The organism is Pseudomonas sp. 14A (genome assembly GCF_018132745.1).
Lineage (GTDB): Bacteria > Pseudomonadota > Gammaproteobacteria > Pseudomonadales > Pseudomonadaceae > Aquipseudomonas > Aquipseudomonas mercuritolerans.
Window position 1 is genome coordinate 593,859 of sequence record NZ_JAGRQJ010000003.1, and the last position, 25,818, is coordinate 619,676.

Here is a 25,818-nt window from a genome sequence, read left to right on the forward strand (position 1 = left end):
TCATGTGTGTGAATGAGGTTTCAGTCTAAAGTGGTTTTTTCTGCGGATAAGCGCACTAATAGGCAACTTTTGGTTTTCAAATGGAAACAATCCATGAGCGAAATGGATGATCTCGCCGCGTTCGCTGTGCTGATCGAGGCCGGCAGTTTCACCCTTGCGGCGCAGCAGTTGGGCTGCAGCAAAGGCCAGTTGTCCAAGCGCATCAGCCAGCTCGAAGCGCAGTTCAGTGTGGTATTGCTGCAACGCACCACCCGGCGCTTGAGCCTGACGGCGGCGGGGGCGGCGCTGCTGCCGCAGGCTCAGGCTCTGGTGGTTCAGGTCGAACGCGCGCGGCAGGCGTTGGCGCGGTTGAAGGACGACATGGCCGGTCCCGTGCGCATGACGGTTCCGGTGTCGCTCGGCGAGACCTTCTTCGATGGTTTGTTGCTGGAGTTTTCCGGGCAATACCCCGAGGTGCAAATCGAGCTGGAGCTGAACAACAGTTATCGCGATCTGTCCCGCGATGGTTTTGATCTGGCGATTCGTGCCGAAGTGGCCAATGACGATCGGCTGGTGGCCAAGCCGCTGTTGGCGTGGCACGAAATGACCTGCGCCAGCCCGGCCTACCTCGAGCGCTTCGGCGAGCCAGCGACGCCGCATGCCTTGGCCGAGCATCGTTGTCTGCTCAACAGCCATTACAGCGGCCGCGAAGAATGGCTGTATCACCAGCAGCACGAGTTGTTGCGGGTACGGGTCTCGGGTCCGTTCGCCAGCAACCATTACAACCTGCTGAAAAAAGCAGCGCTGTCCGGTGCCGGCATCGCCCGTTTGCCGTCGTATCTCCTGCAAGCGGAACTGGCGGACGGCCGCTTGCGCTGGTTGCTGCGCGATTACCAGACCCGACGCATGCCGATGTATCTGGTGCACCCGTATCAGGGTGGATTGCCGAAACGCACGCAGGTGCTCGCGGATTATCTGATGGGTTGGTTCAAACGCAGTGGCGAGGCGCTGGATCGACTGCAGCGCTGATGTGATTTCCCTGTGGGAGCGAGCCTGCTCGCGAATGCGTCAGTTCAGTCGATACCGATGTTGAATGACACACCGCTTTCGCGAGCAGGCTCGCTCCCACAGGGGGGATCTTATTTTGCGAAACGGCGGGCAATCAGCTGGTCGATCGACAATTTGCCCGGCCCGGTCGCCATCAGGTACAGCAACACCGCCGCCCAGGTGCCGTGGGTGGGGTAGGCATCCGGGTAGACGAACAATTGAATGGTCAGGGTCATGCCAAGCAATGCCAGCGCTGAAAACCGTGTGGCAAGACCGAGCAGAATCAACAGCGGAAACACATGCTCGGCAAAAGCCGCCAGATGCGCGGCAGTTTCCGGCGAGAGCAGCGGCACGTCGTACTCGCTCTGAAACAGCGGAATCGTCGAGTCGGCCAAGCGTGGCCAGCCCAGTTCAAAGGTGCCGTCAATCAAATCCACGGCCAGTCCTTCGACCTTGGTTTGCCCGGATTTCCAGAACACCGCAGCGATGGAAAAACGCGCGATGAGGGCGATCAGGCTGTGCGGGATTTTTTCCAACAGCGCAATGACGCGCAAGACCAAAGCGTTCATGGCAACTCCTTGTAATTCAGACGGGTGATCGCGTTATGCGCAATCAGTAAGGCGAGGGTTTGGGCGAGATCGAACGGCGGGCTGTTTTCTGCCGCCGCGAGCAGTGGCGAGCCCTGGAGCAGATGACCAATGAACACGCTCGCACCCGGTTCAAGAGCGAACACCTCAACGTCGAGACCATTGCGCAGCACCAGGGCATGCTGGCCTTGATTGAGGCCAATGCCCGCGAGACTTGGCTCCTGCTGATGCGCGGCCCAGATCGCCACGACCGCAAAAGCAGAGTCGAGCAGGTGCAGCGAGGGATGCAGTTCGAAACACAGTTCACTCAGCGACTGCGGATCGGCCAGCGCGGCACTGACTTGTTCAGGCCGGATCGGCTGCGCATCAGCGGCGTGGTAGGCGACAGTGCGCAGATGCTCAAGCCGCGCAACATCAGCCACATAAGGCACGCCGGCGATGGGTTCAAACTCTGCGATGAAGTCGGCGAAGTCTTCGCCATAGCGGCTCATCAACGGACTTTGTGGCGGCTGACTCTGGACGAAAATCGCCGCCATGGCGCGGAAGAACTCATCGCCGACCAATTGCAGCACCACCGGATAGCTGTCGGCCAGGGCATTGATCAACGAGCTCTGCACGTTATTGCGATACACCGCGAAACGCCGCGACGGATCGGCGCCGTTGCGGCTGCACAGGCCCTTGGGATACGGCAGTTGCGCATTGAGCAGGGCGGCGGCGAAGTCCGCTTGCGTGCTCATGCCGCACGCTCCGCTTGGCGCAACAGCGTCTCGGCGTGCTGCGCTTCGGCGAGCAAAACGTCGAAGGCCGGCACGTGATTGTCACGCTCGATCAGCGTCGCCACCGGGCCGATACGTTGCAGCACTTGCCGGTACAGATCCCATACGGCCTGATCAATCGGCGCGCCGTGATCGTCGATCAGCAAGCGATCGCCAAGGCTGTCGCAATCTTCAGCGAAGCCGGCCAGATGAATCTCGCCGACCGCGTGCAGCGGTAATGCATCGAGGTAGGCCAAAGGATCGCGCTGATGATTGATGCACGACACGTACATATTGTTGACGTCGAGCAACAAGCCGCAGCCGCTGCGGCGGATCACTTCGGCGATGAACTCGGCCTCGTCGATCGTCGAGTGCTCAAATCCCAGATAGGTCGCCGGGTTCTCCAGCAGCATCGGTCGTTTCAGAGTGTTCTGCACCTGGTCGATGTGCGCACAGACGCGGTTCAGCGTCGGCGTGTCGTAAGCCAGTGGCAGCAGGTCATTGAGGAACACCGGGCCGTGGCTCGACCAGGCCAGGTGTTCGGAAAAGGCTTGTGGCTGATAGCGCTCGATCAGATCGGCGAGGCGTTTGATGTGCTGGCTGTCCAGCGCGCCTTCGCCACCGATCGACAGGCCTACGCCGTGCAATGACAGCGGGTACTGTTCGCGAATCAGACCGAGGAAATGATGAAACGGGCCGCCGGCCACCATGTAGTTTTCGGCGTGGACTTCGAAGAAACCGAGGTCCGGTAAGGAGCCGAGCACTTCGAGGAAGTGCCCGGTCTTGAGCCCCAGCCCGGCGCGGGCAGGGAGCTCGGTGCGAGCTGCCTGAGTGCGCGGCAGGGACGGTTCGTGATGACTGAACATGGGCGTCACTCAGGCAGGCCGTGGATCAGGACTTGGCTTTGAAGGCTTCGAGCTGACCGAAACCGGTCGGCGAGGTTTTGCTTTCGGTGGTGGCGCAGGTGCCTTTCGGAACGAGCTTCCAGGCGTTGGCCTGATAGTCCATTTTCGCCGTGCCGGCGCAGGTAGTCCCGGCACCTGCGGCGCAATCGTTCTTACCCTTCATGGCCACGCCGAAGCATTTTTCCATGTTGGCATCGGCGGCCTGGGCGGTGGAGACAGTGGCGATGCTCAGAGCGGAACCGAGGGCCAGAACCAGGGCGGTAGCGGACAGGGTACGGGTAGTCGCAGTCATGATGTTTCTCCAGTTTTTTATCAGGGTTTCTGCAAGCGGTTTGCGCTTGCTTGTCCCTCTAGAGAACGGGTGGGGGGATGCGTTACAGGCGGGGCGAGAAATTTATAAAAAATTTCGGATTCAGCGGTATTCCTGTGGGAGCAAGCCTGCTCGCGAAGGCGGTGTGTCAGGCACCCATAATGTTGAATGACAGAGCGCTTTCGCGAGCAGGCTCGCTCCCACAGGGTTACCTTGGTGGTGCTCAGGAAACAAAAAACGGCCCGAAGGCCGTTTCGTTGTTCAGCGATAACACTCAACCGCCGAGGTACGCCTCGCGTACTTTCGGGTCGGTCAGCAGCGCTTCACCGGTGCCTTGCATGACCACGCGGCCGTTCTCCAGAACGTAGGCGCGGTCGGCGATTTTCAGCGCCTGGTTGGCGTTCTGCTCGACCAGGAACACCGTCACACCGTCCTTGCGCAGCTGTTCGATGATGTCGAAGATCTGCTGGATGATGATCGGTGCCAGACCCAGCGACGGCTCGTCGAGCAGCAGCAGCTTGGGCTTGCTCATCAGCGCGCGGCCGATAGCGAGCATCTGCTGTTCACCGCCGGACATGGTGCCGCCGCGCTGGTTGAAGCGCTCTTTCAGGCGTGGGAAAAGTCCGAGAACCTTGTCCATCTGTTCCTGATAGTCGCCCTTGTCGGTGAAAAATCCGCCCATCGACAGGTTTTCTTCAACGGTCAGACGGGCAAACACCCGACGCCCTTCCGGGACCACGGCGATGCTCTTGCGCATGATCTGCGACGAGTCCTGGCCGACCAGCTCCTCACCCATGTAGCGGATGCTGCCGCTGTGCGCCTGCGGCGAACCGCACAGCGTCATCAGCAGCGTGGATTTGCCGGCACCGTTGGCGCCGATCAGCGTCACGATCTCGCCCTGACGGACTTCGACGTTGACGCTGTGCAGGGCCTGGATCTTGCCGTAGAAGGTGGAAACGTTTTCGAACTGCAGCATTTACGCTTCCCCCAGGTAGGCTTTGATCACTTCAGGATTGTCGCGGATCTGTTCCGGCGTGCCGTCGGCCAACGGTGTGCCCTGGTTGATCACGACGATGTGGTCGGAAATGCTCATGACCAGTTTCATGTCGTGTTCAATCAGCAGCACGGTGACGTTGTGCTCTTCGCGCAACACACCGATCAGCGCCTTGAGGTCTTCGGTTTCCTTCGGGTTCAGGCCGGCGGCCGGTTCGTCGAGCATGAGGATCCGTGGGCGGGTCATCATGCAGCGGGCGATTTCCAGACGCCGTTGCTGGCCGTAGGCGAGGGTGCCGGCGGTGCGGTTGGCGAACTCTTTGAGGTTGACCTTTTCCAGCCAGTACTCGGCAAATTCCATCGCCTCGCGCTCGCTTTTGCGGAACGCCGGGGTCTTGAACAGGCCGGACAGGAAGTTGGTGTTCAAGTGACGGTGCTGGGCGATCAACAGGTTCTCGACCGCGGTCATATCCTTGAACAAACGCACGTTCTGGAAGGTCCGCACCACGCCTTTGAGGGCGATCTTGTGGCCCGGCAGGCCCTGGATCGGCTCGCCGTCGAGCAGGATGCTGCCGCCGGTAGGCTGATAGAAGCCGGTCAGGCAGTTGAACACGGTGGTCTTGCCGGCGCCGTTCGGGCCGATCAGGGCGACCACCTGTTTTTCCTTGACGGTCAGCGCCACGCCGTTGACCGCCAGCAAGCCGCCGAAGCGCATGCTCAGATTTTCGACTTTAAGGATCTCGCGGCTCATTTGCGCAACTCCATATGTGGGCGTTGCATCGGCAGCAGACCTTGAGGACGCCAGATCATCATCAGCACCATCAGCGCACCGAACATCAACATGCGGTACTCGCTGAACTCACGCATCATTTCCGGCAACAGGATCATCACGATCGCCGCCAGAATCACACCCAGTTGCGAGCCCATGCCACCCAATACGACGATGGCGAGGATGATCGCCGACTCGATGAAGGTGAACGACTCGGGCGTCACCAGACCCTGACGCGCGGCGAAGAAGCTGCCGGCGAAACCGGCGAACGCAGCACCCAGGGTGAAGGCGGAGAGCTTGATCACGGTCGGGTTCAGGCCCAACGCGCGGCAGGCGATTTCGTCTTCACGCAGTGCTTCCCACGCACGGCCGATCGGCATGCGCAGCAGACGGTTGATCACGAACAGCGCGGCCAGTGCGAGCAACAGCGCAACCAGGTAAAGGAAGATCACCTTGTTGATCGAGTTGTATTGCAGGCCGAAATACTCGTGGAACGTCTGCAGGCCTTCGGCGGCCTTGCGCTCGAAGGTCAGGCCGAAGAACGTCGGTTTCTCGATGTTGCTGATGCCGTTCGGGCCACCGGTGATGTCGGTCAGGTTACGCAGGAACAGACGGATGATTTCGCCGAAACCCAAGGTCACGATCGCCAGATAGTCGCCACGCAGACGCAACACCGGGAAGCCCAGCAGGAAGCCGAACGTCGCCGCCATCAGGCCGGCAATCGGCAGGCAGATCCAGAAGCTCAAGCCGTAGTAGTGCGACAGCAGCGCGTAGCTGTAGGCGCCGACGGCGTAGAAACCGACGTAACCCAGGTCAAGCAGACCGGCCAGACCGACAACGATGTTCAGGCCCAGGCCGAGCATCACGTAGATCAGGATCAGCGTGGCGATATCCACCGCGCCACGGGAGCCGAAGAACGGCCAGACCAGGGCGATCAGAATCAGCGCAATGATGAAATAGCGTTGGGTGGTTGGCAGGGTCAGGAAGTTGCTGGCCTTGGCCGGGATCAGCGGCATGCCCGGCGAGGAGCGCCAGGCCTTGCTGATCTGCTGGTTGAACAGCACGCGCAAGAACATCAGCACCGAGCAGATCGCGATGGTCGCGAGTACCGCAGGGCTGGTGTTGTGCACTTCCAGATTGATGCCGACGATGGTCAGTTTCAGACCCAGTACCGGGTAGGCCACCGCCCACACCAGCAAGGCACTGAACAGTGCCTGTTTAAGATTCCTAGTCATACTTTCTCAACCTCCGGACGGCCCAGAATGCCGGTCGGACGGAACAACAGCACCAGAACCAGCAGGCCGAACGCAACGACGTCCTTGTACTGGTCGCCGAAGATATCGGCACCGAACGCTTCCGCTACACCGAGCACCAGGCCGCCGAGCATGGCCCCGGGGATGCTGCCGATGCCGCCCAGTACCGCAGCGGTGAAGGCCTTGAGGCCGACGAGGAAACCGGCGTTGGGGTTGATCACGCCGTATTGCATGCTCAGCAGCACTGCGGCAACGGCGGCCAGCGCAGCACCGATGACGAAGGTCAGGGCGATGATGTTGTTGGTGTTGATGCCGAGCAGGTTGGCCATCTTGATGTCCTCGGCACAGGCGCGGCAGGCGCGGCCCAGGCGGGAACGGGAGATGAACAGGGTCAGGCCGAGCATGGCGATCAGGGTCACCACGAACACCACGATCTGCATGTAGGAAATCAGCACTTCTTGTGCGCCACCCGGACCGAAGGCGAAGTTGCCCGGGATCAGGTTGGGGATAGCTTTGTCCTTGGAGTCTTGCGCCAGCAGAACGGTGTTCTGCAGGAAGATCGACATACCGATGGCAGAAATCAGCGGGATCAGACGGTTGCTGCCGCGCAGGGGGCGGTAGGCGATCCGTTCGATGCTGTAACCGTAGGAACTGGTGACGACGATGCTGGCGATGAACGCCGCAGTCATCAACAGCGGGACACTGTCGAGTCCCATCATGGTCAGCCCGGCGATGGCGATGAAGGCCACGTAGGAACCGATCATGTACACCTCGCCGTGGGCGAAGTTGATCATTCCAATGATGCCGTAGACCATCGTGTAGCCGATGGCGATCAGGGCATACATGCTGCCAACGTTGAGGCCGTTAACCAGCTGTTGGAAGAAGTGATAGAGGTCAGGCATTACAGCGCTCCTAAAAACCTGTACGCATTTCACTGGTGGAGTCATTTTCCCGCCCGGCCCCGTGGATCTCTATCCACTTCGAATCCGGGTTTTGCCAGCGAACCGCTGATGACGGTTTTGAGATTTTCAGGTGGGTCGACTGGCGGATCACGCCAGCGCGGCCCATACATTCGCAAAACAAAGCCCACGGCACGCCGTGGGCTTTATTGGCAGTCAGTCGGGCAAGGCCTTACTGAGGCGAAACTTCGGTTTTAGGTTTGCCGTTGTGCCACTCGTACACGACAAATTTGAAGTCCTTCAGGTCGCCCTTGTCGTCGAAGCTCAGGTCGCCGGTCGGGGTCTTGAACGAACCGGCGTGGATGGCTTCAGCCACTTTGGTCGCGTCTTCGGACTTGGCCGCCTTGATGCCTTCGGCAATCACGGTCACTGCTGAGTAGGACGGGAACACGAACGGACCGCTCGGATCTTCCTTCTTGGCTTTGAACGCGTCAGCCAGGGCAACGTTGGCCGGATCCTGGTCGAAGGATTTCGGCAGGGTCACCAGCAGGCCTTCGGACGCGTCCTTGGCGATCTGGGTGATCGAATCGTTACCCACGCCTTCCGGACCCATGAAGCGGGCTTTCAGGCCTTTTTCCTGAGCCTGGCGCAGGATCAGGCCCAGCTCCGGGTGGTAGCCGCCGTAGTAGACGAAGTCGACGCCGGCTTGCTTGAGCTTGGCGATGATGGCGGAGAAGTCTTTGTCGCCGGCGTTGACGCCTTCGAAGACGGCAACCTTGGTGCCTTTCTTCTCGAGGGTCGATTTCACGGCGGTGGCGATGCCTTCACCGTACTGCTGTTTGTCGTGCAGCACGCCAACCACTTTCGGTTTCACGTGATCGGCGATGTAGTTGCCGGCGGCAGGGCCCTGGGCGCTGTCGAGACCGATGGTGCGGAAGATCATTTTGTAGCCACGGGCGGTGATGTCCGGGCTGGTGGCAGCCGGGGTGATCATGATCACGCCTTCGTCTTCGTAGATGTCCGAAGCTGGCTGGGTGGAGCTGGAGCACAGGTGACCGACCACGAACTTGACGCCGTCGTTGACGACCTTGTTCGCTACCGCTACCGCTTGTTTCGGATCGCAGGCATCGTCGTATTCAACGGCTTCGAGTTTCTTGCCGTCGACGCCGCCTTTGGCGTTGATCTGCTCGATGGCCATCTTCGCGCCACTGAACTGCATGTCGCCGTACTGGGCTACTGGACCGGTTTTAGGACCGGCGATACCGATTTTGATGGTGTCAGCTGCGAACGAATGGCTGGCAACCCCGGCCAGAACCATAGCGGCAAACAGTTTGGAAATCTGCTTAGTAGCCTTAGTCATAGTGCTCCACTCTTACTGTTGTATTTTTTAGAGTTCTGGCGCCGTAGCAGCAGAACCGGGTCAGATATCTTTGCGATACCCTCCGGAAAATGCCCCGGCAACTGTACCGGTACAGTGTAGAGCGCCGCTTGATCAACTGGGAAGCGGGCGTCACGGGGCAAAACTTGGGGGTGTCGCATTTTTGAATGAAAGAGACAGAATTGCGGCGGGGCAATCGGGGGCATATATCCCAAAAGGCAGCATTCCCTGGCGTTCCTGCTCTTTTCGTTCGGTGCAGCGATTTGCAACCGGGTTTTTCTGCCGGACCACCGACGTTATCATTCGCGTCGATTTCTTTTCCGGACAGCTCCCATGAATCAAGAACCTAGCACCCTCTATGCCAAGCTGCTTGGTGAAACGGCATCTATTACCTGGAAAGAGCTGGAGCCGTTCTTCGCCAAGGGTGCCCTATTGTGGGTCGACCCTGACCTGGATTTGATCGCCGCCGCCGAGGCCGTGGCCTCGGATGAAGGCGAGAAAGTCGCGGCCTGGCTGGCCGACGACAAGGTCGCCAAGCTGTCTGAAACGCGGGCGCTGGATATTTTCGAGCGAGATCCACAGCTGTGGGCAGTGGTGGTTTCGCCGTGGATTCTGATCCAGGAAAGGGCGGCCGTTTAATTGCTCGCACTCTTTTGGTGCCTCGATTGCCGCGCCGCAAGTGTGTAGCGGAGTAGCGTGATGGCACCTTGCCGTGGAGAAATGCCACGCCTCACGGTGACGTAAACGTAACGGGAACAGTTTCTAGAGCGGCCTGAGGGTCGCTTAATTGTTTCTGGATGTTCGTAAAGCTGAATTTGTCGGTGAAGTCGAGGGCGCCTTCGCGAGCAGGCTCGCTCCCACCTTGGAATGCACTTTCCTGTGGGAGCGAGCCTGCTCGCGAATGGGGCGACTCGGTACTGGATTAGACCGAGTAAGTCTTCCCGGTATGGTTATTCAGCGAAATCACCTTGGTCTTGCCAATCCGGTGGCGGTAGATCTCGCGCAGGTACTTGATCGACTTCTTCACGCAATCGCGCGACAGGCGAATGTCATTGATCGAGACGAACTTGTCCTTGTCGTTGATCAGCTCGCGGTATTTCTTCTCGTACATCGGTTTGATCGCGTACCAGTTGGTGTCGAGGATCTTCGCAGGGTTTTCGAATTCGTTCAGCAATTCGTCGATGCGGTCTTCGTCGAATTCTTCCTGAACAATGAAGTCGAGAATCGAGTTATCCAGCGTCTCGTCGAAACGGTACGGATTCTTCGCAAAGCAGCGCTTGATGAACGCCACGATCAGCGTGAGGAAGTCGTCCGACAGGCAGGGGCTCTTGGCGATCAGGGTCGTCAGCGACAGGTTGGCCGAAGCGCCGATCACCAGCGCGTAGCGCTTGAGCGTGGTGTTGGGGAACAGGCTGTTGAGGTGGGTCTTCAACCGGTTCAGGTCCATGTACGACAGTTTGTAGTCTTTCGGCAGCGAGACGATCGAGACCACCGACGAGCAATTCTTGAAGAAGTGCAGGTCGTGCAGCGCGGCGGCGTCGTAGCCGGAATTCTTGTACTGCTCAAGCGAAGCGCGATAACGCTTGGATTCGATCGGCAGCAGGCTGATGCCTTCGATGGCCTGAGTGACCTTGTTGAAGTGCGGCAGGTCGATCGAACGGAAGAACAGGTCGTCGATGTTCAGGCGCTGCGGCTCTTTATCGAAGACCTTGAACTTGTCGCTGCTCGGCGGCGGGGTTTCCGGCACCACCGATTCGGCGTAGGCAATCGCCACCGGCCCGGCCAGACTCATGAACAGGTCGTTGGCGTCCAGGCGGATGGTTTCGCCGATGTCGATGCCGGCGCGGCGGAAGTAGTTCTGGTCGTAGTCAGTGGTGACTGCCTGCGCCGTCAGAATGTTGAAGATCTGCTGCGAGATGTATTGGTTGGCGTGCTTCTCCATGGCATTGACATCAATGTTCTGGATATTGCCGTCATCGCTTTCTTCGGCGTAACGCATGATGTCGTTGGAGATCAGCATCATCGCGTTCCACGGGCGGATACGCCCCATCACGCTGGCTTCGCTGCTGTCTTCGTTGGCGAAGTTGTAGGAGAAATCCCATTCCTCCGACAGGTATTTGCACAGCAGGCGCCCGGCGTTGATGTGCAGCGCCTCGGACATTTCGCTGCGGTGGTCGGAAATGTTCGGCAGCACGCAGATGCCACTGGTGAAGATCGGCTCAAAGACAAACGAATGACCGCTCTTGCCGTCATGCTCGTCCATCGGCTTGGTGTCGAAGGTCTTGTTCATGTACGAGTGCTGCTGGGCCAGACCGAACTCCGAGGCCATGCCCGAACCGGTACCGCCGCCGGCACTGAAAATCGAGAAATACAGGCGCGACTGGTTGGCCTTGATCCCGCAGCTGTCGATCAGGTACGAGTGGATCATTTTCCAGTCGGGGCTGGAGAAGCGCTGGGTGTCCTTGTTGAGGATGATCTTCGCCAGGTACTGGCCGAGGATCGGCGCGTTACCGGCGCCACCGGCGTGGACTTCGGACAAGTCCATGATCTTCATTTTGCTGTAGTCGCGCAGGAAGCCGCTTTTCTCGCCCTTGCGCGAGAAACGGATGCGCCCGGCAATATCCTTGTCGAGGTCGCCAAGCATCACCAGCGGTTCGACCAGAAACACCGGTTTGGTCGATTTGCTGGTACCGATGCGCAGGTTGTTCTTGATCCACTGCGCCGGGCTGTAGCCCTTGTCGGCCAGACGCCGGTCGGTCGGGCGGTCTTCGTTGTTGAATTCGTTGAGGTAGAACTTGCGCGCGTTGTACACCAGCTCCGCCACGTCGAGGGCGATGTTGGAGCCGCAGCGACCGAGGCCAATCAGGCACACCGAGGGGAATTCCTGGTCGTTGTGCTGTTCGTTGTCGCCTTCCTGATGCGCCGGGCGCGGGAACACCGAATCGCGCAGGCCGTCGAGGTTATCGAGGATGCGGTCAGTGTTGGTTTCGGTGAAGTACAGGTATTGCTGGGTCGACAGCGGGCGCGAAGGCGGCGCGGGTTTCGATAATGACGCGCTGTTCGCGGCGGGGCTCAGGGTCAGATCGGCTGTTGCACTGGCGGGGTTGTTTTTGGAGGTCATGGTGCGCCATTTACCTGGACTGGGTTGGCCCGCCGAACAGTGCCGGCGAACCTCACGGAATAAGATCTCGCGTCTTGTGTGCGCGAATACGGCCCGGGCGTCGTAGTGCTGGCTGGTCTGATCGCCGGGCGGAATCCTTTCCTGATCGTTGATGAATCGGCCATGATTCGGTGTTCTTTAATCGAAAAGAGGCGAAATGATGTCAACGCTACCTTCGTTGGGGTTTGCCGGAATCGGCCTGATGGGTCTGCCGATGTGCCAGCGTCTGCTGGCGGCGGGTCACCCGCTGACGGTGTGGAACCGCAACCCGGACAAGTGCGCGCCACTGGTTGCGGCCGGCGCCCGACAAGTGACGAGCCCCGCCGAACTGTGCGCACACGCCGACATCGTCATGCTGTGCCTGGCCGACACTGCCGTGGTGCGTGAGGTGGTGTTTGGCGCTGGCGGCGTTGCCGAAGGTGCGAAGAACGGCCAGCTATTGGTGGATTTCTCCAGTCTTGAACCGACCGCGACTCGCGAGATGGCCGCAGAGCTGGCCGAGAAAAGCGGCATGGGCTGGCTTGACTCCCCGGTGTCCGGCGGCGTAGTCGGCGCCGAGGCCGGCAGCCTGGCGATCATGGTCGGCGGCGAAGCGGCAGATCTTCAGCGCGTACGCCCGGTGCTGCTCACTCTCGGCCAGCGCGTCACGCACATGGGCGGCATCGGTGCGGGGCAAGTGACCAAGGCGTGCAACCAGATGATTGTCGCCTGCAATGCGCTGGTGATTGCCGAAGTGGTGGCATTGGCCGAGCAGGCCGGGGTCGATGCCAGTCTGATCGCCGAGGCGTTGGCCGGTGGTTTTGCAGATTCCAAGCCTTTGCAGATCCTTGCCCCGCAAATGGCCGAGAGCCGTTTCGAGCCGATCAAGTGGCACGTGCGTACGCTGCTCAAGGATCTCGACACGGCGGTGAAATTTTCCCGCGAGCAGGGCTCGGCGACGCCAATCAGCGGATTGGCCGCACAATTGATGCGCCTGCATGGGGCGCAAGGCTTTTTAGCGAAGGATCCAGCGACGCTGGTGCAAATGTATCGCGCGCCAGACTCAACGGATTGACCCCGAGCACGGGTTTGCGCTGGTTGATTTCATCGAGCACCGCGCGTAATTCGTCCAGCGGCACCGGGCGGCTGAGCAGATAACCCTGAATGAAGTCGCAGCCCGAACGCTCGAGAAACTCGTATTGTTCCAGACTCTCGACGCCCTCGGTGACCACCTGCAGATGCAGGGTGTGGGCCATGACGATGATCGCCTGGACGATCTCCATGTCCGCCGTGGCGGTGGGGATGTCGAGGATGAACGAGCGGTCGATCTTCAGGGTGTTCAGCGGCAGGCGCTTGAGGTAGGCCAGCGACGAGTAGCCGGTGCCGAAATCATCGATCGACAGCGACACACCGAGGGCGCGGATCTGCCGCAACAGCACCAGAGTGTTGGCGATGTTGCCCATCAAGGCGTTTTCGGTGACCTCCAGTTCCAGGCGTTCCGGGGCAACGCCCGCCGTGTGCAAGGCGTGCTCGATCTCCTCGGCCAGCTCTTCGCGCGCCAGATTCAGCGGCGAGCAGTTCCAGGCGATTTTCAATTCGGCACAACCATGCCGCGACAGCTCGCCAAGATCCCTGCAGGCGCGGCGCAGCACCCAATTGTCCAGTTCGGCGATCAAACCGTTGTTTTCGGCGATACCGATGAAGCGATCCGGTGTAAGCAAACCGTGAACCGGATGCTGCCAGCGAATCAGTGCTTCGAGCTTGGTCACGCGCCCGGTTTTCAGTTCGAAGATCGGCTGATAGTAGAGCATCAGCGCGTGGTCTTGCCGTAGCGCACTGCGCAGTTCTTCTTCCAGTTGCAGCTCGAAACTGGCGCGGGTCTTCAGGCTGGAATTGAAGAAGTGCAGACCGTTGCGCCCGGCGCCCTTGGATTGGTACAAGGCCAGGTCGGCGTGCTTGAGCAGCTCTTCGCAAGTGGTGCCGTCTTCGGGAAACAGGCTGATGCCGATGCTGGTGGTCATCACCATGCGCCGGCCGGCCAGTTCGATCGGCTCTTTCATCTTGTGCATGATGCGCTGCGCCATGCCGCGCGCCTCTTCACGATCGCGCAGGCTGATAAGGATGCAGAACTCGTCGCCGCCGAACCGCGCGACCACGTCTTCATGGCTGCGCACCGAACTCTTGATGTGCTGGGCGATGACTTTGAGCAGCGCATCGCCGGCATCATGGCCGAGGCTGTCGTTGATGCGCTTGAAGTGGTCGATGTCGAGAAACATCACCGCGAGCATCCCGCCCTCGCTGGTTTTCTGGCTGAGCTTCTCGGCGAACAGCTGGTTGAAGCCACGGCGGTTGGTCAGGTTGGTCAGCGCGTCGTAATTGGCCGCTTGTTGCAAGGACATGCGCGCCTGATCGAGCTGACTGAGCAGGGCGTTGACCCGGCGCAGATCGTTTTCCTTGTTCTGCAGTTTCTTGTCGGCGAGGGCGGCGCTGATCGCACTGCCGAGGATCAGCAGGATGATCAGCGCTACGGTCAGGCCCAGTTGCAGATGCCCGGTGTCGCCGCCGCTTGCTGCCAGAGCGCCTTCGGGAAGCACCAGGTCCAGCGCAGCCATACCAGTGAAGTGCATGCTGATGATGCCGGCACCGAGAATCAGCGCAGCGCTGTACTTGAGCAATTGATGCGCCACGCCGCTGCCTTCGCTCAGATAGCGCGCCACCCACAGCGCGGCGAAACTGGCGCCGATGGCAATCAGCACCGACAACGCGAAGAGCCCCGGCTGATAGTAGGCGGTGGCGCTCGACTTCATCGCCGCCATGCCGACGTAATGCATGCCCGCGATGCCCAAGCCAATGACACACGCGGTTTTCAGGCAATGCAACGCGCTCGGCTGCACCTCACTGAGAGTGTGCATGGCCAGCCACGAGGCGAGCAGGGCGATCAGTAACGAGAAGAGGGTGACGCCGAGGTCGTACTGAATGTCGATCGGTGTCTGGAAAGCCAGCATGCTGATGAAGTGCATGGCCCAGATGCCGCCGGCCAGGCAGGTCGCGCCGATCCAGCGCCAGATTCGCCGCGACCCTGGATCTTCGGCATGCACGACGCGCTCGGCCATATCGAGCGTGGCGAAACTGGCCGCGCAGGCGACCAGATAGGCTACAAGCACCAGCAAGGGATTGTGACTGCAATCGAGGAGAATCTGCCCGCTCGCCGGCAGCTCGGCAACAAACTGCAAACCAAGCCACTCCATAGCGTGCCCCGTCTCGGATTCATAAGGCCGTGCGTCAGTCAGCGCAGGCGAATGGGAGGAGTATAGAGGCGGTTTTCAGGCTCGAAGGCGTAGTGGCATATTGGTGGTAATGATTTTGCCATTAGCCTCATAGCGATTCGCGCTAAGGCTCAGGCAATGCGCTCCAGCGGCAGGTCGTTCCAGTGTGGCGGCAAGGGTGGCAAGCCGTGGGCGGCGCGGGCCTTGTCGCAGTCGGGATTGTGCTCGCCGTTCTCCCATGACGCCTCGAACTCGCGGCAGGTGCTCGAGCGCTTGTCGTAGATCGTGCAGGCCACAGCGCTGCCGACCTCACCCGCCAGAGACGTGCAACGTGTGGGCTTGCGATCGGTGCCGATCATCGCTACCCGGCTCGGAGTGATCTGCGCGACCAGTTCATCGGGCACCGTCCCGCCAGCGGATGAGCACTCACCCCAGAAAAAAGACACGCGAAAATGGGAACAGCAGGCACCGCAATTCAGACACGGACTGGCTTCGGACATGGGCGGAGGTATCAAAGGGATTGATCGGAAGATCCGGACGGATCCGGCGGCCATTCTAGGCTTTGCCATGGCGTTGGGAAGGGGGGCGCGAAACTATTTTTTTGTCGCCGGATTTTGCCGCGAAAGCCCCGTATGGCGGGGGATTCCAGAGTTATCAAGGGCTTACGTTTCGTTACAGTGCGATGGTTCGATATCAGGCTGACGAATGATGACAGACAGCCCCCGCGCGGCTGACTAGATTGCAGGTTCCGGGCTCGACGCGCTGGCAGTGAAGCCCTCATAACAATAAAGAGACGGACCCATGCAGAACTCGACCCAAGCGGCGAATGCCTGGCGCATTCTGTTCCTGCTGTTCCTCGCCAACCTGTTCAATTTCTTCGACCGCACCATCCCGGCGATCATCATCGAACCGATCCGCATGGAATGGCACCTCAGCGACTTTCAGCTGGGCATCATCGGCACTGCGTTCACCATCGTTTACGCCATTGCCGGCCTGCCACTGGGGCGCATGGCCGACACCGGTTCACGCAGCAAGCTGATGGGCTGGGGCCTGGCGACCTGGAGTGCGCTGACTGCGGTCAACGGCATGGTCGGCAGTTTCTGGAGCTTTTTGATCGTGCGCATGGGCATCGGCATCGGCGAAGCCAGTTACGCACCAGCAGCCAACTCGCTGATCGGCGATCTGTTTCCGGCACACCGTCGGGCGCGGGCGATGGGCATTTTCATGCTCGGCCTGCCGCTGGGGCTGCTGCTGGCGTTCTTCACCATCGGCGCGATGGTCAAGGCGTTCGACAGCTGGCGCGCGCCGTTCTTCATTGCCGCCGTGCCGGGGCTGATCCTCGCGATCTTCATGTTCTTTATCAAAGAGCCCAAGCGCGGTGCCGCGGAATCCGTGCAGGTCTCGCAAGAGAAAGTCGACAAGCCGATCCGCCGCGTCCTCGCCGTGCCGACCTTCCTCTGGCTGGTGATGGCCGGGCTGTGCTTCAACTTCGCGACCTATGCCTGCAACTCGTTCCTGGTGCCGATGCTGCAGCGCTATTTCCTCATGCCGTTGCAGGAGGCGGCGGTGGCCACGGGCGTGATCGTCGGCGTCACCGGACTGGTCGGGCTGACTCTCGGCGGCTGGATCGCCGACAAGATTCATCAGCGTTTCGCCAGTGGGCGGCTGCTGTTTGCCGCGTTCAGTCTGATCATTTCGACCCTGTGCACAGCGTGGGCGCTGCATGCCGGGCGCATCGAGATCGGTGTGTTCGTCGCGGTGTTCAGCGTCGGCTGGCTGTTCGCCTACAACTTCTATACCTGCGTGTACACGGCGATTCAGGACGTCGTCGAACCACGCCTGCGGGCCACGGCGATGGCGTTGTTCTTCGCCGGTCTGTATCTGCTCGGCGGCGGCTTGGGGCCAGTGGTCGTCGGTGGGCTGTCGGATCACTTCGCGCACACGGCGATGCTGGCGGCGGGGGCTGAGCAGATGACCGAAGCGTTCAAGGCTGTCGGCCTGCACGACGCGATGTACCTGATCCCGGTGGCGCTGTTCCTGACCATGGTCTTTCTGTTTCTGGCATCGCGGTGTTTTGTTCGCGATGCGCAGCGGATGAAGGAGGGGTTGGTGGCGGTGGTTGAGCCAGAAATTTCTGCGGCGACTGCTTAAGATCAAAAGATCGCAGCCTTCGGCAGCTCCTACAGGAGGAACGCATTCTCCCTGTAGGAGCTGCCGAAGGCTGCGATCTTTTGCTTTTTGCTTCTGAAATAAAAAAGGCCCGCATCACTGCGGGCCTCTTGGTTTTCAGCGGTGGAGCAGGGCGGTTTAACCCGCTACCAGCACCCGAATCGCTTCCAGGCGCAACGCCGCTTTGTCGAGCATCGCCAGACCCTGCTCACGCTGAGTGCGCAACGCCTCCAGTTCGCTGTCGCGCACGGTCGGGTTGACCGCTTGCAACGCGGTCAGGCGCGCCAGTTCTTCGTCGGTGTCGGCGGCCAGACGACGGCGCGCTTCGGCCACACGCTCGGCGTGACGCGGGGCGATCTTTTCTTCGCCGGCGTTGATCCGTGGCGTCAGCTGATCGCGCTGGGCCTGGATGAACTTGTTGGCGCTGGCCCGTGGCACGCTTTCCAGCTGATCGTTGAGGGTTTCGAACGACACCCGTGGTGACAAGTCGTTGCCATTGGCATCGAGCAGGCAACGCAGCGCCGCCGGTGGCAGGTAGCGACCCAGTTGCAGCGAGCGCGGTGCGACCACTTCGCTGACGTAGAGCAATTCGAGCAACACGGTGCCCGGCTTCAACGCCTTGTTCTTGATCAGCGCGACGGCGGTGTTGCCCATCGAACCGGACAGCACCAGATCCATGCCGCCCTGCACCATCGGGTGTTCCCAGGTGATGAACTGCATGTCTTCGCGCGACAGCGCCTGATTGCGGTCGTAGGTGATGGTCACGCCTTCGTCGTCGCCCAGCGGGAAACTGGCGTCGAGCATCTTCTCGCTCGGCTTGAGGATCAGGGCGTTTTCCGAGTGGTCTTCGCTGTCTATGCCGAACGCGTCGAACAGGGTTTCCATGTAGATCGGCAGGGCGAACTGATCGTCCTGCTCAAGGATCGCTTCTACCAGCGCTTCACCCTCGCCAGCGCCACCGGAGTTGAGTTCCAGCAGACGGTCGCGACCGGTGTGCAGCTCGGCTTCGAGACGTTCACGCTCGGCGCGTGCTTCGTCGATCAGCGCTTGCCATTCGCCGTCATCGGCTTCTTCAAGTAGCGGCAGCAGGCGCGGGCCGAACTGGTGCTGCAAGGCGTTGCCGGTCGGGCAGGTGTTGAGGAAAGCATTAAGTGCTTCGTGGTACCACTGGAACAGACGCTGTTGCGGGCTGGTTTCCAGGTACGGCACGTGCAATTCGATGATGTGCTTCTGGCCGATCCGGTCAAGACGACCGATACGCTGCTCGAGCAGGTCCGGGTGCGACGGCAGATCGAACAGCACCAGGTGGTGAGCGAACTGGAAGTTGCGACCCTCACTGCCGATCTCCGAGCAGATCAGCACCTGCGCGCCGAATTCTTCATCAGCGAAGTAGGCGGCGGCGCGGTCACGCTCAAGGATGTTCATGCCTTCGTGGAACACCGTGGCCGGGATGCCGGAGCGCACGCGCAGGGCGTCTTCCAGGTCCATCGCGGTTTCGGCGTGGGCGCAGATCACCAGCACTTTGGTGCGCTTGAGCATTTTCAGCTGATCGATCAGCCACTCCACGCGCGGATCGAATTTCCACCAGCGCTCTTCTTCACTGGTTTCCGGCTGGGCCTGGAAGCTGACTTCCGGGTACAGCTCGGCGTGTTCGCCCAGCGGCAGTTCGAGGTATTCGTCGGGGCACGGTAGCGGATACGGATGCAGTTTGCGCTCCGGGAAACCCTGCACAGCGGCGCGGGTATTACGGAACAGCACGCGGCCGGTGCCGTGGCGATCGAGCAGTTCACGCACGAGGCGGGCGCTGGCTTCAGTATCACCATCGTTGACGGCGGTGAGCAGGGCTTCGCCTTCGTTGCCGAGGAAACCGTGAATGGTCTTGTGCGCCTCGGCGGAGAGACGGCCCTTGTCGAGCAGTTCCTGCACAGCTTCGGCGACCGGGCGATAGTTGTCGCTCTCGGCGCGGAACGCGGCCAGGTTGTGGAAACGGTTCGGGTCGAGCAGGCGCAGACGGGCGAAGTGGCTGTCCTGACCGAGTTGTTCCGGGGTGGCGGTGAGCAGCAGCACGCCGGGGATGACTTCGGCCAGTTGCTCGACCAGCGAATATTCCGCACTGGCTTTGTCTTCATGCCAGACCAGGTGGTGCGCTTCGTCGACCACCATCAGGTCCCAACCGGCGGCGAACAAGGCGTCCTGGGCTTTCTCGTCGTCGACCAGCCACTCCAGCGCGACCAGCGCCAATTGGGTGTCTTCGAATGGGTTGGTGGCATCGCTTTCGATGAAACGTTCTTCGTCGAACAGCGCGACCTGCAGGTTGAAGCGGCGGCGCATTTCCACCAGCCATTGGTGCTGAAGGTTTTCCGGCACCAGGATCAGCACGCGGTTGGCGCGCCCCGAAAGCAGTTGGCGATGGATGACCAGACCGGCTTCGATGGTTTTACCCAGACCCACTTCGTCCGCCAGCAATACGCGCGGGGCGATACGGTCGGCGACTTCGCGGGCGATGTGCAACTGGTGCGCGATCGGTTGCGCACGCACGCCACCCAGGCCCCACAGCGAGGACTGCAACTGGCGGCTGGTGTGTTCAAGGGTGTTGTAGCGCAGGGAGAACCACGGCAGCGGGTCGATCTGCCCGGCGAACAGACGATCACTGGCGAGGCGGAACTGAATGAAGTTCGACAGCTGGGTTTCCGGCAGGGTGACGACTTCGTTCTGCCCGTTGAGGCCGTGATAGACCATCAGCCCGTCGACGTCGTCGACCTGCTGCACGGTCATCTTCCAGCCTTCGAAATGGGTGATGGAGTCGCCCGGCGAGAACCGCACGCGGGTCAGGGGCGCATTCCGTAGCGCGTACTGGCGGGTTTCGCCAGTGGCCGGGTAAAGCACGGTCAGCAAGCGGCCGTCCTGTGCCAGAACGGTGCCTAAACCAAGCTCTGCTTCGCTGTCACTGATCCAGCGTTGCCCCGGTTGATACTGCTGCGCCATGCTGCCTGACTCCCACCTTGAAAAAGCGGGCTATCTTAACGGAATGCGGGCTTCAGGGCCAAAGGAATAGGAGCAGCGGCAAGCTTTTAGCTTCGAGCTGCAAGCTGAAGCCGAGGCGTCATGTGTCGCTTTTTTCAAGCGGCAGGGCACCTGTCAGTGTCTACCGGGTCACAAGTTTGCGACAGGCGGCTCAAGGCGCCTGCACCCCAGCCGATAGCCTGCAGACAGGAGACCTTTATATGTTGCCACCGATGCTCCCCTTGAGCGCCGTGCCGATCACTTCCCAGCAGGATCCGATCCGCCAGCGGCCGGACATCCCGCCAGTGGTGCCGGTGCAGGAAAGCTCCAACGAAAGCACGATCGATCTGCAGAAGCGTGATCCGGAAGAGGATCGTCTGCTGGCGCGCGAAGAACAGCGTCGTCAACAGGAACGTGACCGCCGACGCCGCGAGGCGGATGAAGATCCTGAAGAGCATCTGGCCGTGCCGGGTACCGAGTTGAACGCCGACAACACCGTGCCGGTGGTGCCGCTGATAGACGATCAGCCGCGTCAGGGGCTGTGGGTCGATATCGAGATTTGAGCAGTGACTGGTCAGCGCCTGCGCCAAGCGGCATGATTGGCGCAATCCTGTCGGTGACGGCAGCTGTGATCTCTTTTGCGATGTGCCGGACGCCATGAGCCAAGACGACAAACTGATCGACCTCAGCACTGAACGCGCCAAGCGTGTGCATGACCTCAACGAGAAGCGCCTGAACGAAGTGCGCCAGGCTTTCGAGCAGGTGATGCCGTTGGGAAAAGCCAAGAAAAAATCGAAGAACAAGCCGAAAAAGCGTTGATCTCCCGCTGCATTCGTTGATGCACGTCAGTTATTTCCCCTCCTTTATTTCTCAACGTTGCGGATATTGATCCTGGTCAATATGTGCGCCTGTGTGTTTGTTAATTTGAATCCATCGCAGCAAAGCAAAGCAGGGCCGGGAGGTCAGTCATGTTTTTCGATAACGTGGTGTTTGCCGGGGTTCTCACGGTGGGGCTCATGGTGCTGTTTTTTGCAGGGTTTGGATTTTTTATCTGGAAGGATGCGCACAAGCGGCGCAAGTGAGTTCTTCTGGATTGATGGGCACGCAAGGCATTTTGGGGCGACTTCGGTTGCCCCTTTTTTTTTGTGCCTTGGCGGCCTGTGGACCGACCAGGCTGTTGGGGTTTTGGGTGAATATCCGTTGCTTCGGGTGTTGCTGATTACGGTTCCGCCCTTACGGCGGGTCACCTTTTTCAAACGCCAAAAAGGTAACCGAAAAGGCTTGCTCCTGCGTTCGGCCCTCGCAGGCTCGGGTACCTTCGCTCCGGGACTGATCCGGGCGCAGCGGCTCCGGTTTGCTTCGCTGCACCTCCTTCCGCTGTGTCTGGCTGCGCCAGACGGTCGCTGCGCTCCCACGCCCGGATCAATCCCTCCGCTCAGCCTTCCGACGTCGCCGGTGGATCAAGATCAAAAGCACTCGAGCTTGCGCTCATTGTTTTGAGTGGTGAAAAGCGTGTGGTCTGCTTTGGATCTGTGTTGGATTCGCCCCTCACCCCAGCCCTCTCCCCGAGGAGAGGGAGCTGATTTGTGTGCTTTTCAAATCCTGAGTTCAACTCGGACTTTCACATCGACGTAACTCGCCCAAACACCTCGGTCAGTCCCCTCTCCCTCCGGGAGAGGGCTAGGGTGAGGGGCTCTTGATCTGGCTTTTTCTTCGGCTCTTGATCTTTTGCCCCTTCGGCAGACTTCTTACCCCCAATAACAAAAAAGGCGTGATCCTCACGAATCACGCCTTTTCAATCAGCAGCTAACGATCAACTACCCAAAGCCTTCGAAGCCAACCAGAACAACCCGGCCGACAGCGCCACAGTCGCTGGCAAGGTCAGTACCCAGGCCAGCAAAATGGTCTTGACCGTGCCACCCTGCAGGCCGCTTTTGTTGGCAACCATGGTCCCGGCAACACCCGAAGACAACACGTGAGTGGTCGACACCGGCAGGCTGAAGATGTTGGCCATGCCGATCAGGCTGGCTGTGGTGATCTGTGCCGACATGCCCTGGGAATAGGTCATGCCCTGCTTGCCGATCTTCTCGCCAATGGTCAGCACCACACGCTTCCAGCCGACCATGGTGCCCAGGCCCAGTGCCAGGGCGACCGCCAGAATCACCCAGAATGGCGCGTATTCAGTGGTGGTGGTCAGGTCTTTGCGCAGCTTGTCGAGGTCAGCCTTTTCACGGGCTTCGAGGCCTGGCAGCTTGCCGACTTTCTTCGCCGTGTCGTCCAGGCAGAGCAGGTAGCGACGCACTTCGATGCGGCTGTCCGACGACAGCGAATGGTAGTCCGCTACACCTTTAAGGGTGTGCAGCAGGGCGGTGATGGTCGGTTCGGTCTGCTGCGGGTTGCAGCGGAATTTCTCCGGCAGGTCGCCTTCCACGCTCTTGCCCAGGGCCAGGAACTCACCCAGCGAATCGGCGTTGCGCTGGTAGAACTGGCTCAGGTGCAGGGTCGCGTCGCGGGTGCGTTCGATCTGGTAGGTGGTGCTGTTCAGGTCGAGTACGAACTGCGCCGGGACGATACCGATCAGCACCAGCATGATCAGGCCGATGCCTTTCTGGCCATCGTTGGAACCGTGCACGAAGCTTACGGCCATGGCCGAGATCACCAGGACCAGACGGTTCCAGAACGGCGGGTGCTTTTTGTCGTCGATCTTGCGGCGCTGTTCCGGCGTCTTGTGCATCTTCGACAGCGGGCGCCACCATTTCAGGCCGATCAGCACCAGCGCGGCGATGAGGAAGCCGGCCATCGGCGAGAACACCAGCGAGGCGCCGATGTCGATCGCTTTCTGCCAGTTCACGCCATCTCTCAACGGAATGTCGTTGATCAGCGCGTTGGCCAGGCCGACACCGAGGATCGAGCCGATCAGGGTGTGCGAGCTGGAAGCCGGGATACCGAAGTACCAGGTGCCCAGGTTCCAGGCGATTGCCGCGGCGAGCAACGAGAACACCATCGCCAGGCCATGGCCGGTGTTCACATTGATCAGCAGCTCAACCGGCAGCAGGTGGACGATGGCATACGCCACGCCAACGCCGCCCAGCAGCACGCCGAGGAAATTGAACACACCGGAAAAGAACACCGCCAGGTGTGGCGGCATGGCTTTGGTGTAGATAACAGTGGCTACCGCGTTAGCGGTGTCATGAAATCCATTGATGAACTCGAAGGCGAGGACAAACGTCAGGGCGAGCAAGAGGCTCACAAGCACCCAAGCATCCAGTCCGCTGAATAAATCGATCATGAAGGTTTTCTGACCCGGTCGTAAGGGGGCGCGATTATGCCAGAAAAGACAGGAAATCGATGCCCCGTCTGCTCACTGGTCACACCCTTCTTCGATTTAATTTGTTGCAGGGCGTGAAAACCAAGCAGCACGCAGGGTTTTTCAACTAATTGATTTTATTGAATAAACTATATTTTCGAGGCGTTTTTTCAGACATCGCAAAGGCTCAAACGCTTGTCTGAAATATCTCTGAAACCTGTGGGACGCTCGTTCATAAGATGCAAAACAGCGATGCAGCCGCTGCCCGCGGTTAGCGGGCGCGCGAGGTGTCGTCTTCCACCGCGCTGTGGCTCAGGCGGACGCCGACTTTCGAATGCTCAACCGCCGTGGCTCATGGCTCTTCGGCTTTGAGTTCCTTTTCGATCTTTTCGATTTCCTGCTTGAACACCTGATCCTGGACGGTAGGGCGCTTGCGCCATGCCTTGCGTTCCGGTTCCGGCTGAGCGGCGTAGGTGGTGACTTCCCCGCCGTAAACTTCCTTGTAACGTTGTTCCTGGCGCTCTAGTTCCGCGCGCAGTTCGTCTTTTGTCACGGTGCTACCTGTATGAGTTGAATTGAATATCCGGTGAAACACACTGCAACGAGTCAATTGAGCGAGCCCGCCAGTCGTCCACAGCCCGATCGGGCGCGGAGACATTGCAGAGGCGATCAAGACTTCCGTGTTACAGGCGGCTACGGCACCAGATAAAAACTGACGCAGCATCAGTTTCCTGTTTCAGCGAGCGCTGGCGTTGCATGTGTGATGGGCGCCGGGCGCTGGCCGGAGCTGAGACGAAGGACCTCGCTTCAGCAAGTCGCGGGCCTTTGATTAAAGCGCCGCGACCAGAGTGCATTATAGCGGCCGATTCGGGAATGACTATCTTTGCCAAGTTAAAAACGGTTCTGAATGTGTGATGGTTTTGTTGCTGGCAACTTTTGCCGCTAGTTAAGTGTAAAGACAGCGTTATAGAACAGGCGTTCTGTTTTTGGCGCCATTAACTAGCACAACTAAGTTGCGGGCAGAATCGCTAAAGCTGCTTCTAGCATGAAGAGGAGGGCGGGGGGCTGGATTGCGATTATCGGTCGGCGGTTCGATAATCGCCCAATGTTGGCGCCCCGGTGCTTGTGCATCGCGCGGCGAGCCGTTTGACTAGGCATCGATGCGTGCCGGACAAGGACAAGAAATGAACGATCAAATGCGCAACTCCTTCACGTCGGTGGCGCCGCCCATCGTCGCCTCGCCGGCCAAGCGCATTCAGGCGCTGACCGGTGATCCGGATTTCATGACCTCGCTGGCCCGTGGCCTGGCCGTGGTGCAGGCGTTTCAGGAACGCAAACGCCACCTGACCATCGCGCAGATAAGTCATCGCACGGAAATCCCCCGCGCCGCCGTGCGCCGTTGCCTGCACACGCTGATCAAGCTCGGCTACGCCACCACCGACGGGCGCACCTATTCGCTGCTGCCGAAAGTGCTGACCCTCGGCCACGCCTATCTGTCCTCAACCCCGCTGGCCGTCTCCGCCCAACCGTATCTGGACCGCATGAGCGAGCAACTGCACGAGGCCTGCAACATGGCGACGCTGGAGGGCGATGACATTCTCTATATCGCGCGTTCGGCGACCACTCAGCGATTGATTTCGGTCGACCTTTCCGTCGGAGGACGGCTGCCGGCGTATTGCACGTCGATGGGGCGCATTCTGTTGGCCGCGCTGGACGACACCTCCCTGGGCGAATACCTCGACCACGCCGAACTGGTGGCCAAGACCAGCCGCACCATTCATACCCCGGACGCGTTGCTCGAATGTTTGCAGCAGGTGCGGCAGCAGGGCTGGTGCATTGTCGATCAGGAACTGGAACAGGGCCTGCGCTCGATCGCTGTGCCGGTCTACGACGCCTCGGGGCAAGTGGTCGCCGCGCTGAATGTCAGCACCCACGCCGGACGGGTCAGTCGCGCCGAGCTGGAGCAGCGCTTCTTGCCCGGCTTGCTCAGCGCCAGTCGCGACCTCAGTGCGCAATTGTTCGCCTGAGGAAGCTGTTCGATAAACGCACAGTGTTGCGT

23 protein-coding genes are annotated in these 25,818 nt (G+C 60.1%); 8 read left to right on the forward strand and 15 right to left on the reverse strand.

Annotation, left to right across the window (positions count from 1 at the left end):
- Positions 1-93 precede the first annotated feature (93 nt).
- Positions 94-1,008 carry a LysR family transcriptional regulator gene (locus PS14A_RS05330; RefSeq protein WP_212615459.1) on the forward strand — a complete coding sequence of 305 codons (915 nt, stop codon included), beginning with the start codon at positions 94-96 and terminating at the stop codon, positions 1,006-1,008.
- A gap of 110 nt (positions 1,009-1,118) precedes the next feature.
- On the opposite strand, the gene PS14A_RS05335 is transcribed toward PS14A_RS05330, so the two are convergent.
- The 9 genes from PS14A_RS05335 to PS14A_RS05375 all read right to left on the reverse strand — a co-directional run bounded on the left by PS14A_RS05335 (position 1,119) and on the right by PS14A_RS05375 (position 8,857).
- On the reverse strand, positions 1,119-1,595 hold the full coding sequence (locus tag PS14A_RS05335; protein WP_212615460.1) for a DoxX family protein: 477 nt from the start codon (positions 1,593-1,595) through the stop codon (positions 1,119-1,121).
- Positions 1,592-2,350 (reverse strand): DNA-binding domain-containing protein, encoded by a 759-nt coding sequence (locus PS14A_RS05340; protein WP_212615461.1) that lies wholly within the window; start codon positions 2,348-2,350, stop codon positions 1,592-1,594. Before PS14A_RS05340 ends, PS14A_RS05335 begins: the two co-directional genes overlap by 4 nt.
- On the reverse strand, positions 2,347-3,234 hold the full coding sequence (locus PS14A_RS05345) for a DUF692 domain-containing protein (RefSeq protein ID WP_212615462.1): 888 nt from the start codon (positions 3,232-3,234) through the stop codon (positions 2,347-2,349). Before PS14A_RS05345 ends, PS14A_RS05340 begins: the two co-directional genes overlap by 4 nt.
- A gap of 25 nt (positions 3,235-3,259) precedes the next feature.
- Positions 3,260-3,565, reverse strand: coding sequence for a DUF2282 domain-containing protein (locus PS14A_RS05350; RefSeq protein WP_016771358.1), 306 nt, complete (start codon positions 3,563-3,565; stop codon positions 3,260-3,262).
- 292 nt (positions 3,566-3,857) lie between these two features.
- Entirely contained in the window at positions 3,858-4,559 is a 702-nt protein-coding gene (locus tag PS14A_RS05355) for an ABC transporter ATP-binding protein (RefSeq protein ID WP_003222380.1), read from the reverse strand.
- Positions 4,560-5,327: a high-affinity branched-chain amino acid ABC transporter ATP-binding protein LivG gene (gene livG, locus PS14A_RS05360; protein ID WP_016771357.1), complete on the reverse strand. Its 768-nt coding sequence runs from the start codon at positions 5,325-5,327 to the stop codon at positions 4,560-4,562.
- Positions 5,324-6,580, reverse strand: coding sequence for a high-affinity branched-chain amino acid ABC transporter permease LivM (locus tag PS14A_RS05365; protein ID WP_016771356.1), 1,257 nt, complete (start codon positions 6,578-6,580; stop codon positions 5,324-5,326). Before PS14A_RS05365 ends, livG begins: the two co-directional genes overlap by 4 nt.
- On the reverse strand, positions 6,577-7,500 hold the full coding sequence (livH, locus tag PS14A_RS05370) for a high-affinity branched-chain amino acid ABC transporter permease LivH (protein WP_016771355.1): 924 nt from the start codon (positions 7,498-7,500) through the stop codon (positions 6,577-6,579). The genes PS14A_RS05365 and livH overlap by 4 nt, the downstream gene beginning before the upstream one ends.
- A gap of 229 nt (positions 7,501-7,729) precedes the next feature.
- Positions 7,730-8,857: a branched-chain amino acid ABC transporter substrate-binding protein gene (locus tag PS14A_RS05375; RefSeq protein ID WP_016771354.1), complete on the reverse strand. Its 1,128-nt coding sequence runs from the start codon at positions 8,855-8,857 to the stop codon at positions 7,730-7,732.
- A 351-nt stretch (positions 8,858-9,208) separates the two neighbouring features.
- Here PS14A_RS05375 and PS14A_RS05380 point away from each other — a divergent pair, with 351 nt between their 5' ends.
- Positions 9,209-9,514 carry a DUF2288 domain-containing protein gene (locus tag PS14A_RS05380; RefSeq protein WP_016771353.1) on the forward strand — a complete coding sequence of 102 codons (306 nt, stop codon included), beginning with the start codon at positions 9,209-9,211 and terminating at the stop codon, positions 9,512-9,514.
- Between the two features lie 283 nt (positions 9,515-9,797).
- Here PS14A_RS05380 and PS14A_RS05385 read toward each other — a convergent pair whose 3' ends face one another.
- Positions 9,798-11,996: a hypothetical protein gene (locus PS14A_RS05385; RefSeq protein ID WP_212615463.1), complete on the reverse strand. Its 2,199-nt coding sequence runs from the start codon at positions 11,994-11,996 to the stop codon at positions 9,798-9,800.
- Positions 11,997-12,192: 196 nt separating this feature from the next.
- On the opposite strand from PS14A_RS05385, the gene PS14A_RS05390 reads away from it, so the two are divergent.
- A complete protein-coding gene (locus tag PS14A_RS05390) occupies positions 12,193-13,089 on the forward strand; it encodes an NAD(P)-dependent oxidoreductase (protein WP_212615464.1) in 897 nt (298 codons plus the stop codon).
- Here the strand turns inward: PS14A_RS05390 and PS14A_RS05395 are convergent.
- Positions 12,980-15,262, reverse strand: a complete 2,283-nt coding sequence (locus tag PS14A_RS05395) for an EAL domain-containing protein (RefSeq protein ID WP_130911952.1) — start codon at positions 15,260-15,262, stop codon at positions 12,980-12,982. The two genes, PS14A_RS05390 and PS14A_RS05395, sit on opposite strands and share 110 nt — an antisense overlap.
- Before the next feature lie 149 nt (positions 15,263-15,411).
- Positions 15,412-15,780, reverse strand: a complete 369-nt coding sequence (locus PS14A_RS05400) for a YkgJ family cysteine cluster protein (RefSeq protein ID WP_016771350.1) — start codon at positions 15,778-15,780, stop codon at positions 15,412-15,414.
- Positions 15,781-16,081: 301 nt separating this feature from the next.
- Between PS14A_RS05400 and PS14A_RS05405 the strand changes: the two genes are divergently transcribed.
- Positions 16,082-17,431 carry an MFS transporter gene (locus tag PS14A_RS05405; RefSeq protein ID WP_130911951.1) on the forward strand — a complete coding sequence of 450 codons (1,350 nt, stop codon included), beginning with the start codon at positions 16,082-16,084 and terminating at the stop codon, positions 17,429-17,431.
- A gap of 156 nt (positions 17,432-17,587) precedes the next feature.
- On the opposite strand, the gene rapA is transcribed toward PS14A_RS05405, so the two are convergent.
- Positions 17,588-20,434, reverse strand: a complete 2,847-nt coding sequence (rapA, locus tag PS14A_RS05410; protein WP_130911950.1) for an RNA polymerase-associated protein RapA — start codon at positions 20,432-20,434, stop codon at positions 17,588-17,590.
- Positions 20,435-20,673: 239 nt separating this feature from the next.
- On the opposite strand from rapA, the gene PS14A_RS05415 reads away from it, so the two are divergent.
- From PS14A_RS05415 to ccoM, 3 genes are all read left to right on the forward strand, one after another.
- A complete protein-coding gene (locus tag PS14A_RS05415; protein ID WP_024011931.1) occupies positions 20,674-21,015 on the forward strand; it encodes a hypothetical protein in 342 nt (113 codons plus the stop codon).
- A 94-nt stretch (positions 21,016-21,109) separates the two neighbouring features.
- Positions 21,110-21,271, forward strand: coding sequence for a hypothetical protein (locus PS14A_RS05420; protein ID WP_178083723.1), 162 nt, complete (start codon positions 21,110-21,112; stop codon positions 21,269-21,271).
- A gap of 149 nt (positions 21,272-21,420) precedes the next feature.
- Complete coding sequence (gene ccoM, locus PS14A_RS26720; RefSeq protein WP_016771346.1) at positions 21,421-21,534, forward strand: cytochrome c oxidase subunit CcoM; 114 nt, start codon at positions 21,421-21,423, stop codon at positions 21,532-21,534.
- Between the two features lie 731 nt (positions 21,535-22,265).
- On the opposite strand, the gene PS14A_RS05425 is transcribed toward ccoM, so the two are convergent.
- Together PS14A_RS05425 and PS14A_RS05430 are read right to left on the reverse strand one after the other, a co-directional pair.
- Complete coding sequence (locus tag PS14A_RS05425) at positions 22,266-23,741, reverse strand: inorganic phosphate transporter (RefSeq protein WP_016771345.1); 1,476 nt, start codon at positions 23,739-23,741, stop codon at positions 22,266-22,268.
- 370 nt (positions 23,742-24,111) lie between these two features.
- Positions 24,112-24,312, reverse strand: coding sequence for a hypothetical protein (locus PS14A_RS05430; protein WP_008080067.1), 201 nt, complete (start codon positions 24,310-24,312; stop codon positions 24,112-24,114).
- Positions 24,313-24,943: 631 nt separating this feature from the next.
- On the opposite strand from PS14A_RS05430, the gene pcaR reads away from it, so the two are divergent.
- Positions 24,944-25,786 (forward strand): pca regulon transcriptional regulator PcaR, encoded by an 843-nt coding sequence (gene pcaR, locus PS14A_RS05435; protein WP_016771343.1) that lies wholly within the window; start codon positions 24,944-24,946, stop codon positions 25,784-25,786.
- Positions 25,787-25,818: the final 32 nt, after the last annotated feature.